Source organism: Janthinobacterium foliorum, from assembly GCF_978021625.1.
Genome location: NZ_CDXDQE010000002.1, coordinates 475,208 through 487,548 on the forward strand (window position 1 = coordinate 475,208; position 12,341 = coordinate 487,548).

Genomic DNA, 12,341 nt, shown 5'->3' on the forward strand with positions numbered 1-12,341 from the left:
CTTGCCCCTTTATCTGCACTGCTTTGATGGCTACAGTGTGTTCCAGGCAGCCGGTCCGGCTGCACAGCGAACCGACCAACCCAGGAGCAATGCAATGAACGATGTCGATACCAACCGGCGCAACACGAACCAGCGCGACGTGGTGTTCCCGCCCGGACGCCAGGCCTTGTATGAAAAGAACCGCTATTCGCCCGCCGTGCGGGCCGCTGGCTTGCTGTTTGTCTCGGGCCAGGTGGGCAGCCGCGCCGACGGCTCGCCGGAACCGGAACTGGAAGCGCAAGTCAGGCTGGCCTTCGACAACCTGAACGCCATCCTGCACGCCGCCCGCTGCAGCTTCGACGACGTGATCGACGTGACGGTGTTCATCGTCAATCCGGAGGCGAATTTCCAGCGCATCTGGGATATCGTGCAAGCCGGGTACTGGGGCGCGGCGCCGCACCCCACCGTGACGGCCGTGGGCGTGACGTGGCTGTACGGTTTTGATTTCGAAATCAAGGTGGTGGCCAAGCTGCCGGCATAGCCCGTATCCGGACCGCGCCAGCGCCAGCGCCGCAGAATATACGGCCTGGCGCAGCCTCGGCGAATATTATAGGAAAAACATGCCAAGCCTTTACTGATATCCACGAGACACTGGTTCCCCTCAGCAATCCATGGCACCATGGCTGCGCCGTTTTTCCTGCAACACGGCCTCCACCCGGACCATCAAGGAACCCTACATGTCGTCATATCGCACCTTCGCCGGCAGCATGCTGCTCGGCCTGGCCGCAGCGGGCATTGCCCATGCGCAAGCACCCACCCCTGCCGCCGCCCCTGCCGATCCCCACCAATGGCTGGAAGACGTCCTCGGCGACAAGCCGCTGGCCTGGGTCAGGCAGCACAATGCCGTCACCGTCAAGGAGCTGGAAAGCCAGCCCGGCTTCCCTGCCCTGCAGGCGCGCCTGAAAACCATCCTCAACTCGAAGGAACGCATCCCCTACGTCAGCAAGGAAGGCGAGTATTACTATAATTTCTGGCGCGATGCCCAGCATGTGCGCGGCATCTGGCGCCGCACCACCCTGGCGCAATACCAGCTGGCGGAACCGAGCTGGGAAACCGTGATCGACCTGGACCAGCTGGCCGCCGGCGAGAATGAAAACTGGGTCTGGGCCGGCGCCTCCTGCCTGTATCCGAAGGGCGAACGCTGCCTGATTTCCCTGTCGCGCGGCGGCGGCGACGCCAAGGTGGTGCGCGAATACGACGTGGCGAAACGCGCCTTTGTCGACGGCGGCTTCACCCTGCCCGAGGCGAAAGGCAGCGCCAGCTGGATCGACGAGGATACCCTCTTCGTCTCCACCGACTTCGGCCCTGGCTCGATGACCAGCTCCGGCTACCCGCGCATCATCAAGCAATGGCAGCGCGGCACGCCCCTGCCGCAGGCGCAGACCGTGTATGAAGCCAGGGCCGACGACCTGAGCGCCGGCGCCTACAAGGATTTCACGCCAGGCTATGAACACCAGTTCATCGAGCGGCAGATCGATTTCTACAGCGGCGAGATGTTCCTGCGCGACGGCGCCAGGCTGACCAAGGTACCGAAGCCGGACGACGCCACAGCCTTCACCGTGCGCGATCAATTGATCATCACCTTGCGCTCGGACTGGAAAGTCAACGGCAAGACCTACCCGCAAGGCGCCCTGCTGGCCACGGACTTCAAGGCCTTCATGCAGGGCAAGCAGGACCTGGAAGTGCTGTTCGCGCCCACCGCCACCTCGTCGCTGGACAATGTCACGCCGACGAAATCGGCCATCCTCGTGACCACCCTGGACAAGGTCAAGAACCGCCTGACGGAACTGCGCCGCGTAAACGGCAAGTGGCTGCGCCGCAGCGTCGACGCGCCGAAGCTGGGCACCCTGGCCGCCAGCGCGCTCGACCCGGTCGATTCGGACCAGTACTTCCTCACCGTCACGGACTTCCTCAACCCCACCACCCTGTACCTGGGCACGGCGCAGAGCGACAAGCGGACGAAAATCAAGTCCCTGCCCGCCTTCTACGACGCCACCCCGTACAAGGTGGAGCAGTTCGAATCGACGTCGAAGGATGGCACCAGAGTGCCGTATTTCGCCATCATGAACAAGAAGACGAAGTTCGACGGCAGCAACCCGACCGTGCTGTACGGCTACGGCGGCTTTGAAGTGTCGCTGAAGCCGAGCTACAGCGGCACCACCGGCGTGGCGTGGCTGGAAAAAGGCGGCGTGTACGTGCTGGCGAACATCCGCGGCGGCGGCGAATTCGGTCCGCGCTGGCACCAGGCGGCGCTGAAGGAAAACCGCCAGCGCGCGTATGACGACTTCATCTCCGTGGCGCAGGACCTGATTGCCCGCAAGATCACCACCCCGCGCCACCTGGGCATCATGGGCGGCAGCAATGGCGGCCTCCTGACGGGCGCCGTGCTGGTGCAGCGCCCCGACCTGTTCAACGCCGTCGTCAGCCAGGTGCCGCTGCTCGACATGCGCCGCTATAACAAGCTGCTGGCGGGCGCCTCGTGGATGGGCGAGTACGGCGACCCGGACGTGCCGGAACAATGGGCCTACATCAGCAAGTACTCGCCGTACCAGAACGTCTTCAAGGACAAGAAATATCCGCGCGTGCTGTTTACCACCTCGACGCGCGACGACCGGGTGCACCCCGGCCATGCGCGCAAGATGGTGGCCAGGATGGAAGAGCAAGGCCACGACGTGCTGTACTGGGAAAACACGGAAGGCGGCCATGCGGGCGCCGCCAACAACGACCAGCAGGCGCTGATGTGGGCACTGACCTATACCTTCCTGCAGGAACAGCTGAAGTAAAGGGCGGATATGCGGGATGACGCGTTCCGCCAAGCCGACCTGCCCGGCTGAAGTAAGGCTGGCCTGGCTGGCAGCAAAAAAAACGCCTGCCCGGAGACTCCGGCGCAGGCGTTTTGCACGGCACGCTTACTTTGCCTGCGCGCTGGGCCGCTCGGCGATGCGGTCGCGGTAGGCCTGCAGGTGCGCGAGTCCCTCCGCGCCCGGCTTGTACTTCATCAGGCCGCGCGCAAATTCCAGCGCGCAGAAGGCCGTGATGTCGGCGATGGTGAAGCGTTCGCCGGCGATGTAGGGCTGTCCCGCCAGCAGCCGGTCCAGCCATTGCGCCGTCTCGCGCATCTTGGCGCCCTGCGCCGCGCCGAAATCGGGGAATTGCGGATTCTCCAGTGCCACCAGGGCCGGATGGCTGTGGCGGATGGCGTTGGCGATGCCCATGAACAGGTGCAGCTCCACGCGGCGGTCGGCCATTTCAATGAAAGCGCGCTCCTCGAAGCCTTCGCCCATCAGGTTAGGCTGCGGGTGCAGGCCTTCCAGGTAGGTGCAGATGGCGCGCGTCTCGGCCAGCACGCGGCCATCCGGCAATTCCAGCGCCGGCACGCGGCCCATGGGATTCTTTTCCAGGAAGGCCGGGTCGCGGTGCTGGCCCGCCATCAGGTCAAGCGCCACTTCCTCGATGCCGGTGATGCCCTTTTCGGCGATGAACATGGTGACGCGGCGAGGATTCGGCGTGCGGGGGCTGATATACAGTTTCATGTGCTGGGTCTCGCTTTGTTATGGTGGTTGAAGATGCCGGTGGTTGAAGATGCTGGTGGTGGAAGATGCCGGTGCCTGAAAATCAGGATGGCGGTCGGCCCGTTTCGACAATGGCGCGGGCGCCGGCGGCAAACGCGGCCGTGCTGGCCGCATCGGCATCGCTGTCGATGGGCGAGGCGGGCATCAGAATGCCGCGCTGCGCCGCCGGGCGCGCGTAAATGGCGGCCAGCCAGCGCCGCAGGTGCGGCATGTCGTCGATCGCCACGCCCGACCACTTGTGCGTGCGCACCCAGGCCCAGTTGGCGATGTCGGCGATGGAATAGTCGCCGGCCAGGTATTCATGCTGTTCCAGGTGCGTGTCGAGCACGCGCAGCAGGCGCCGGCTTTCGCCCTGGTAGCGGTCGATGGCGGGCTGGATCTTTTCCGGGAAATAGCGGTAAAACACGTTCGCCTGTCCCATCATGGGACCGACGCCGCCCATCTGGAACATCAGCCACTGCATCACGCGCGAGCGGCCCTTGGCGTCCTGCGGCATCAGCCGGCCCGTCTTTTCCGCCAGGTAGACGAGGATGGCGCCCGACTCGAAGACGGCGAAATCGTCATTCCCGCGGTCGACGATGGCGGGGATGCGGCCGTTCGGATTGATGGCCAGGAACCACGGCTCCTTCTGCTGGTGCTGCGACAGCTCCAGCGCGTGCACGGTGTACGGCAGCGCCAGTTCTTCCAGCGCGATGGAAACCTTGTGGCCGTTCGGCGTGGCGGCCGTATACAGGTCAATCATCAGGTCAATCATCAGGTCAGTCGTCAAGTCAGTCATGCATGCTCCCGGCGGATGATCAGGCGCCCATCATACCAGCGCCCGGTCGCGGCGCGGCGCCCACGGCGCGTTGACTTTGCCCCCGTTTCGCCTTAGATTGCTGGACGGGAACGCTGGCCGACAGCTCCAGCGAGGTCCCGCCACCGTCATCCACGCCTGCGGCCTATCCGGCCGGCGGGCGTTTACCTCACGAATCCAGGGCATACCATGCATCGCACTCCAACTCCCCTTTTCCGCCGCAGCCAGCTGGCCGCCGCCGCGCTGGCGCTGGGCGCCATCGCCACTGCCAGCGCGAGCAACGCCGTCCACGCCGCCCCCGCCAAAGCCAGGTATGTCTCGGCCAGCCATGCCGCCAGCACCACCACGCAGCTGCCGCGCGGCGTCACGCCGCTGCACTACATCGTGTCGATCACGCCGGACGCCGCTGCCGCCACCTTCAAGGGCGCAGTCGCCATCAAGGTGGCCATCGACAGGCCGACAGCCAGCATCACCTTCAATGCGCTGGACCTGGCCTTTGCCGCCGCCGCCATCGAAGGCGCGGGCGGCAGCAAGCAGGTGACGCGCAAGATCGATTTCGATACGGACAAGCAGACGGCCACCGTGCATTTCGCCGAGCCGCTGGACAAGGGCGAATACCTGCTGCGCATCGACTACAGCGGCAAGATCGGCACGCAGGCGACGGGCCTGTTCTCGCTCGACTACGACACGCCCGAAGGGCGCCAGCGCGCGCTGTACACGCAATTCGAGAACTCGGACGCGCGCAGCATGCTGCCATCGTGGGATGAACCGGACTACAAGGCCACCTTCGCGCTCGACGTCGTCGTGCCGAGCGGCCAGATGGCCGTCGGCAACATGCCGATTGCCCGCAGCGAAGAGCTGGGCTATGGCAAGAAACACGTGTATTTCGCCACCACGCCGCGCATGTCGACCTATCTGCTGTTCTTCGGCCTGGGCGACTTCGAGCGCGCTACAAAGATGTCCGACGGCACGGAGATCGGCGTGATCACGAAAAAGGGCGCGCTGGCGCAAAGCCGCTTCGCGCTTGACGAGTCAAGCGCCCTGCTGCGCGAATACAACGATTATTTCGGCGTGCGCTATCCACTGCCCAAGCTGGACAACATCGCCGCGCCGGGCCGCAGCCAGTTCTTCGGCGCCATGGAAAACTGGGGCGCCGTCTTCACCTTCGAATATGGCCTGCTGCTCGATCCGGCCATCTCGACCCAGGCCGACAAGGAAAACATCTACACCACCCTGTCGCATGAAATGGCGCACCAGTGGTTCGGCGACCTGGTCACCATGCGCTGGTGGGACGACCTGTGGCTCAACGAAGGCTTTGCCTCGTGGATGGAAGGGCGCACCACGCAGCGCCTGCACCCCGAGTGGAACACGGCCCTGTCGAACGTGGCCGGGCGCGAATCGGCCATGGGCCAGGACGCGCTGCGCACCACGCACCCGGTGATCCAGCGCATCGCCACGGTGGAGCAGGCCAGCCAGGCCTTCGATGGCATCACCTATCAAAAGGGCAAGGCGGTGATCGGCATGCTCGAAGCGTACGTGGGCGCCGACACCTGGCGCACGGCCGTGCGCAGCTACATGCGCAAGCATGCGTATGGCAATACCGTGTCCGACGACCTGTGGCGCGAAGTTGATGCGGCGGCCCGCAAGCCCGTCAGCGCCATCGCCCATGATTTCACCCTGCAGCCGGGCGTGCCGATGATCACGGTGGGCGACGCCGTGTGCCGCAAGGGCAGCACGCGCGTGACCTTGCGCCAGACGGAGTTTTCCAAGGACCAGGCGGATAAAAAACCGCTGTCATGGCAAGTGCCCGTGATCGCCTCGACGGTCGGCAATGCCAGAGAAGCCAGGGTGCTGGTAAAAAATGGCAAGGCAACCATGAACGTGCCCGGCTGCGGCGCCCTGCTGGTGAACGCGGGACAGAGCGGCTACTACCGCACCCTGTACGCGCCATCGGGCACGCGCGCGCTGGCCGGCAGCTTTGCGCGCCTGGCACCCATCGATCAACTGGGCCTGCTGGCGGACAGCCAGTCGCTGGGCATGGCGGGCCCGCAGTCGCCGTCCGACTTCCTGGAACTGGTGAAGGCCACGCCCCTGTCGGCCGACCCGCAAGTGCTGGGCAAGGTGGCCGCCGCGTTGAATGGCCTCTACGAACAGTACGCCGGCGATCCTGCGCGCCAGCAGGCGTTTGGCCGCTTCGCCATGGCCCGCCTGGCGCCGATGATGGCGCAAACAGGCTGGGAAGCGCGCGCCGGCGAAGCGTCCAGCGTGACGACCCTGCGCGCCCAGCTGATCGCCATCCTCGGCGACATGGGCGAAGCGGGCGTGCTGGCCGAGGCGCGCCGCCGCTATGCGGCCAGCGAGCAGGACCCGGCCGCCATGCCGGCGCCACTGCGCCGCGCCATCCTGGGCGTCGTGGCGCAGCATGCCAACAGCGCCACATGGGAGCAATTGCACGCCAGGGCACGGCAGGAAAAGACGCCGCTGATCAAGAACCAGCTGTACGACTTGCTGGCGGCCAGCGACGACACGACCCTGGCGCAGCGCGCGCTGGCCCTGGCGCTGACGGATGAACCGGGCGTGACCAACAGCCCAGCCATGATCTCGCGCGTGGCGCGCGCGCATCCGGAACTGGCCTTCGACTTCGCGCTGGCGCACCTGGAGCAAGTCAATGCGCGCATCGACGCCAGCTCGCGCAGCCGCTATTTCCCGCGCCTGGCCGCCGCCTCCGCCCAGCCGCAGATGATCGCCAAGCTGCAGGCGTATGCGCAGGCTAATCTGCCCGAAGGCGCACGCGGCGACGCCGACAGCGCCGTGGCCGGCATCGCCTACCGCATCAAGCTGCGCGCCGAGCGGCTGCCGGCCATCGATGCCTGGCTGGCGAAACAGGCAGGCTAAGCAGGTTTCCCGGCGCCGCGGCGCCGGGACCTGACAAATCAACAGGCAAAAAAAAACCGGCTTCGCTAGTCGCGGCAGCCGGTTGAAACGCTGTTTCAGAGCGCAGGGATAAACTGGGAAAAACTGCTTAATACAAACATAGCGGAAATCGTGCCGGTCAGTGAGGTGTCCGGCAACCTTGGGCCCGGGGTTTCCGTGCGCCATGTGTCCACTATGCCAGCCCTTCCCTGCCCCAGGCTTAGGACTTCATTAAATCCCTCACCCGATGCCCGTTTTTCCCGTTCCCTGCCTTGCATTCATTGCTATCAAAACAAGTTTGACGTGTCTGGTGCCGATGGTTGAGCTCACCGGCTAAGCTGTTGAGTCATGCCTGCATCCTATCGCTCCCGGAGCGTAGTGATGTGCGCAATGCATGCTGTGTGCCAACAAAAGCATCATACCAGCGGCATATGACCGGCCCATGACGCAGGCTAAACTTTAGCGCTGTCATGCCGCTTTTCCGGCGCCGCACGCGTCGCGCATGACACTGGGGCCGCTGGCCCGCGCCCCGCACGGCCTCCACCGGCGTCCGTCGCGCACCTTGCCACCGGTGCCGCGCGGCGCGGGCGCCATCCTGCTGTGTGCGCAATCATCTAATCATTGCGCGCGCGCTTAATGCCGGTCAGCTCGATCTCCACCCGGCGGTTCGGCTGCAGGCAGGCGATCAGGGCGGCGCGCGGCGCCACTTTATCGCAGGCGGCCACGGGCTCGGCCTTGCCCTTGCCATACGCGCTGATGACATTGTCGATGCCGTGCTCGCGCAGTAATTGCTTGATCGTCAACGCCCGTTTCTCGGACAGGGCCTGATTGTAGCTGTCCGTGCCCAGTCGGTCCGTGTGGCCCGTCACGGACAGGGTATCGATCTGCACATAGCCCTGCTGCAGGCGCGCCGCCAGTGCGCGGATTTTTTCCAATCCCTGCGGCAAGACGTCGGCCGGGCCGGCCTTGTCGAAGCGGAACAGGGCATCCATGTCCAGGGTGATGCGCTCATGCTCGATGCGCGGCGGCAGGATTTCCGGCTGCGGGTCGGGCTTGGGCTTGTCGGCCGGGCAGGATGCTGCGGCGGACTGCGCCGCCGCCTGCGCATCCTCGGCCAGCTGCACGTACGGATTCGCATGGCGCCAGCCCTGCTGCTTGTATTCATTACCCGCATGCACCAATTCCACTTCGCCGCACGCCACCTTCTGCGCCGCGCAGGCAAAGCCGGGCGACGCGCGCAGTGTGCCAAAGCTGGCCCACAGGTCGTCGCGCAAGCGCGTGGCATCGTTCAGCAGCGGCGTGGCGTCGCCGGGATTGGGCTGGCTGCCGTCTTCCAGCGCGGCGACGATCTTCGCCGATTCCTGCAAGGCTTGCAGGGGAAAGGCCGAGCGGTCGTTGCGCGTGTATTCGTGGAAGGACACGTCGAGCCAGCATTGCGCCTTGGACAAATAATAATCGCCCACGCGCACGCCGCCATCGTTGAGTTTCTTGATGCGTTCCTGCAGCAGCCGGTAGGCTTGCTGGTCAGCGGCAACGGCACGGTCGCTGATGCGCAGTTCGGGCATGGCCAGCGGCGCCGTTTGCAGGGCGGGCGTGGCCGCCTGGGCCAGCCCCATGGCCAGCAGGCTGGCGAGCGGCAGCAGCGTCATCATCAGGCTTTTCGTCGGTGTCATCGTCGGTGTCATTTTGGGTGTCATGGTAGTTTTCATGGCCGGGCCAGGGTGCGGTTGATGGTGGCGTCTTTGCCTTTGAACAGGTTTTCATCGAACTTGAAGCGCAGGCGCAAATACGGGCCGCGCGCCGTGTAGTCGGCGCCCGTCAGGTCGCGGTCGGAAAAGCCCGACCAGTTGTGGCCGGCCGACAGCCACAGGTTTTGCGCCAGCAGATAGCCCACTTCGACGCCGTTGGCCCACTGGCGGCTGCCCCCTTGCGGGCTGCCCATCACGGCCGCCAGCACGCCGATGTCCCAGTTCTTGCTGACGTCATACACGGTGCGCCCGGAGAACAGCCACGCCGTGTATTTTTCCTGGCCAGCCGGCAAGTTCCTGTCGTTGTTGTGCTTGGCGGCGACACGTCCCGTGAACCACCACGGACGGCTGGGATGGTAATCGACATGCGTGGAAACGATATGCGCGCGATAATTGTCGCCATCGATCTGCGACTGGTCGCGCACCGTCTTGTACTCATAGCGGGCCAGGCCATTAAAACGGTTGTCGTCCACGGGACGCCAGGCAAAGCCCAGCTGGGCACGGTCCTGCAGCACGTTGCCGACCGGCGCGCCGCTGGCGTCGTCGTTGTTGCGCGTGTACAGCAAATAATTGCGCGCAAGGAAAGTCCAATCGCGGCTCAGCTTGCGCGCCCAGGCGATGGTGTTGAGCCATTGATCCTGGCGCTGGTCGCCGGGCGCGATCTCGCTGTCGAACAATCGCCGGTACTCGAGCTTGACGGAACCGCGCCACAGCGGACTGGTGGAAAAATCCAGCCCTGCCGCCACGGCCACGGCTTGCTGCTGCTGGCCGTTCATGACTTTCAGGTATTCGATATGCGTATTCGCCGCCAGTCCTTCGCCCAGGTTCCACGTGTTGCGCAAGCCGGAGGCCAGCTGCAGGTCGCGCTGGTTGCTCAGGCTGTAATCGATGGCGTCGCGCATGCGGTACTCGCCAAACACGGTGCCGCCCGGCATGTAGCCCGTGTCCGCGCCGGCGATAAAGCTGGTGCTGCGGTCGGCCGGATTGAGCGAATACGCGGATGCCAGTCCCGTCTGGTTTTCATAGCGCGCATACAGCCGGCTGCGCTCCGCCAGCTGGTATTGCGCGCCCAGGCCATAGCGGTGCTGGTCCGTGTCGGCAATGCTTTTTTCCACGTCGCCCGTCAGGGTCCAGCGGTCCGTGGCCTTGTACTGCGCGCCCAGGCGCACGGTGGTGGCGTCGAGCGGCGCCGTGGTGCCGCTGCCCACGCCCGGGTTGATGGGCGCAAACGTGGTGATGCTGCTGCCCGTCACGGGATCGATGGCCGTGTTGGCAGAACCGTTGCCGAAGAAGCCGCCCGTGGGATTCAAGCCCGTGCCCAGCGGCGAGGTGTTCGGCGCGATGCCGGCCGTCGACGGCATGCCGCCCGATTCCTTCATGTGCTGGACGGACACGTCGAGCAGCCAGCGCTCGCTGGCATTCCACGCCACGCCCAGGCGGGCCGCCTCGCGCCGCGCATCAGTGCTGCGCTCGTCGCTGCGGATGGCCTCGCCATACACGGTGACGGCCGGGGTCAGCTTGTAGCCCGCCTTCAGTCCCGCCTCGCCCCGTCCGCCCGTGATGCCGGCCGCCGTGTTGTTGAAGTCGCGGTCAGAACGGCTCCAGTACGCTTTCGCGTCCAGCTTGTCATCCTTGTGCTGCAGCTCGACCCGCGCCGCGTTGCCGCTCACTTCATCGCGCAGCTCGCCCGCCTGGCCCGATGGCGTCGTGTAGATATTGCCGCCCGCGCTGTAGCTGGTGGAGGTGGTGCGCGCCGCCTCCAGCACCAGCAGGCTGTGCTCGCCCAGGCGCAAGCCCGCATTGACGCTGTGCAGCTTGTAAGGCGACAAAGGATTCTTGTCTTCCACGGCCGAACCGCCAATGGAAACCATCTTGCCCAGCTGCACCTGCCCATCCACGCCCAGGGTCCAGAATTTCTCGCCGCCCTGGTCCACCTCGTAGCTGATGCGGATCGATTGCGGATCGCCATTCGGCGTCAGCGCGGGGATCGCCTGTTTGAACAGGATGCGCCCGCTGAACGGCTCGAAGCTGTAGTCCTCGAAGCGCCGCAGCTGCGTCACCTGCAGGATATTGCCGTTCTGGTTCTTGTCGCGCACCACGATCTCGATCTTTTCCGAGTTTTCGATGGCGTCGTTGTTGCGCACGGCAAACGGTCCCGACGTGCCATTCGCCCGGTATTCTTCCACCACCTGCTTCAGGCTGTCGTTGATGGCGAAGGCATTGGCGACGATGCCGTCCTGTTCGTAATGGCCGCGTCCGCCCGTCGCCGTGCGGTTGTACTGGCCCAGTTTTCTTTGCTGCAAGCTGGCCACGGCGCCGCCGCCCGTCATCTGGCTGAAGCCGTCGCCGGTGGCAAAGTCGCCGTACAGCACATAGCTTTTCTGCTGGTCGATGCGCACATACAGGCGGTCGCTGGAGCGGGCGTCGAAGTTGCGCACGGAACTGTCGCCGTAGACGGGGTAAAACTCTTCCGGATTAACGTCGCGCATCAAACGCGCGCGCGTATCCTTGTCCGAATCGTAGGCGGCCGTCAACAGGGCGTCGCCACGGATGGTTCCCTTCAAGAACATCGCCGCCCGGCCCGCCACATTGGCCTTGCCATTATTAAAAGCGCGGCTCCAGCGCTGGATGTCGCGCTCGAAACCATCGTTGAAGCGCGATGGCGAAATGTCGCTGCTCGACAGGCTGCGCTTGCTGATGATGCCGTCGATCAAGCCCACGGCCAGCATGTCGCGCAATTCCGGCAGGAAGCTGATGGTGCCCTGCGCGGTCACGGCACCGGCCGAGACGCGCAGCAGCACGTCCTGCGGCGTGGCGGGGGCCAGCAGGCTGAAGGTCGCCTCGCCATTTTCCACCGCCAGCTGCGTGCCGGGCGTGACCTTGTCCACGTCGCGCCGCTCCGGCCCCAGCTCGTCGGTGCGCGCGCCGGGCAGCAGGATGCGCCCGCCGCTGGCCTCGATGGTCAGCAGGGCCGTGCCCGTCAAAGGCTTGCCCTGTTCGTCAAACAGTTTCACCGTCACCTTGACGGGACTCTGGCCATCGGCCGGCGCCTCGCCGTGGTCCGTCTCGACGGCGATGCGCGCCACGCCCCGGTTGATGGCGTAGTCGGCCAGGCCCACCTTGCCCGGAAAAAAGGCGGGCGCCACCACGCCAGGGCCGGCGGCGCTGTCCGGCAAGGGCAGCTGCGCCTGGCTGGCTGCTGGGAAGACCAGCAGCGCCAGCAGGGCGGCCAGGCGCCGGGGCGCGGGGGGATGTTTCTTCATGACCGGTTTC

Annotated in this window: 7 protein-coding genes; 3 read left to right on the plus strand and 4 right to left on the minus strand. The window is 65.3% G+C overall.

Annotated elements, in window-relative coordinates:
• The first annotated feature begins 94 nt into the window (after nt 1-94).
• Both ACZ92H_RS06600 and ACZ92H_RS06605 read left to right on the plus strand, forming a co-directional pair.
• Nucleotides 95-520: a RidA family protein gene (locus ACZ92H_RS06600; RefSeq protein WP_131373006.1), complete on the plus strand. Its 426-nt coding sequence runs from the start codon at nt 95-97 to the stop codon at nt 518-520.
• 196 nt (nt 521-716) lie between these two features.
• Nucleotides 717-2,822: a prolyl oligopeptidase family serine peptidase gene (locus ACZ92H_RS06605; RefSeq protein WP_465048753.1), complete on the plus strand. Its 2,106-nt coding sequence runs from the start codon at nt 717-719 to the stop codon at nt 2,820-2,822.
• 126 nt (nt 2,823-2,948) lie between these two features.
• On the opposite strand, the gene ACZ92H_RS06610 is transcribed toward ACZ92H_RS06605, so the two are convergent.
• Nucleotides 2,949-3,572: a glutathione S-transferase family protein gene (locus ACZ92H_RS06610; RefSeq protein WP_131373004.1), complete on the minus strand. Its 624-nt coding sequence runs from the start codon at nt 3,570-3,572 to the stop codon at nt 2,949-2,951.
• A gap of 82 nt (nt 3,573-3,654) precedes the next feature.
• On the minus strand, nt 3,655-4,353 hold the full coding sequence (locus tag ACZ92H_RS06615) for a glutathione S-transferase family protein (protein ID WP_465048860.1): 699 nt from the start codon (nt 4,351-4,353) through the stop codon (nt 3,655-3,657).
• A 243-nt stretch (nt 4,354-4,596) separates the two neighbouring features.
• Between ACZ92H_RS06615 and ACZ92H_RS06620 the strand changes: the two genes are divergently transcribed.
• Nucleotides 4,597-7,302: a M1 family metallopeptidase gene (locus ACZ92H_RS06620; RefSeq protein ID WP_465048754.1), complete on the plus strand. Its 2,706-nt coding sequence runs from the start codon at nt 4,597-4,599 to the stop codon at nt 7,300-7,302.
• A gap of 632 nt (nt 7,303-7,934) precedes the next feature.
• On the opposite strand, the gene ACZ92H_RS06625 is transcribed toward ACZ92H_RS06620, so the two are convergent.
• Nucleotides 7,935-9,017 carry an OmpA family protein gene (locus ACZ92H_RS06625; protein WP_465048755.1) on the minus strand — a complete coding sequence of 361 codons (1,083 nt, stop codon included), beginning with the start codon at nt 9,015-9,017 and terminating at the stop codon, nt 7,935-7,937.
• Nucleotides 9,018-9,025: 8 nt separating this feature from the next.
• Nucleotides 9,026-12,331, minus strand: coding sequence for a hypothetical protein (locus tag ACZ92H_RS06630; protein WP_465048756.1), 3,306 nt, complete (start codon nt 12,329-12,331; stop codon nt 9,026-9,028).
• Nucleotides 12,332-12,341 lie beyond the last annotated feature (10 nt).

Excerpts from the sequence above, each read along its gene's own strand:
- ACZ92H_RS06625 (WP_465048755.1), bottom strand. The coding sequence starts at position 9,017 with ATGACACCCAAAATGACACCGACGATGACACCGACGAAAAGCCTGATG.
- ACZ92H_RS06620 (WP_465048754.1), top strand. The coding sequence starts at position 4,597 with ATGCATCGCACTCCAACTCCCCTTTTCCGCCGCAGCCAGCTGGCCGCC.
- ACZ92H_RS06600 (WP_131373006.1), top strand. The coding sequence starts at position 95 with ATGAACGATGTCGATACCAACCGGCGCAACACGAACCAGCGCGACGTG.
- ACZ92H_RS06605 (WP_465048753.1), top strand. The coding sequence starts at position 717 with ATGTCGTCATATCGCACCTTCGCCGGCAGCATGCTGCTCGGCCTGGCC.
- ACZ92H_RS06630 (WP_465048756.1), bottom strand. The coding sequence starts at position 12,331 with ATGAAGAAACATCCCCCCGCGCCCCGGCGCCTGGCCGCCCTGCTGGCG.
- ACZ92H_RS06615 (WP_465048860.1), bottom strand. The coding sequence starts at position 4,353 with ATGATTGACCTGTATACGGCCGCCACGCCGAACGGCCACAAGGTTTCC.
- ACZ92H_RS06610 (WP_131373004.1), bottom strand. The coding sequence starts at position 3,572 with ATGAAACTGTATATCAGCCCCCGCACGCCGAATCCTCGCCGCGTCACC.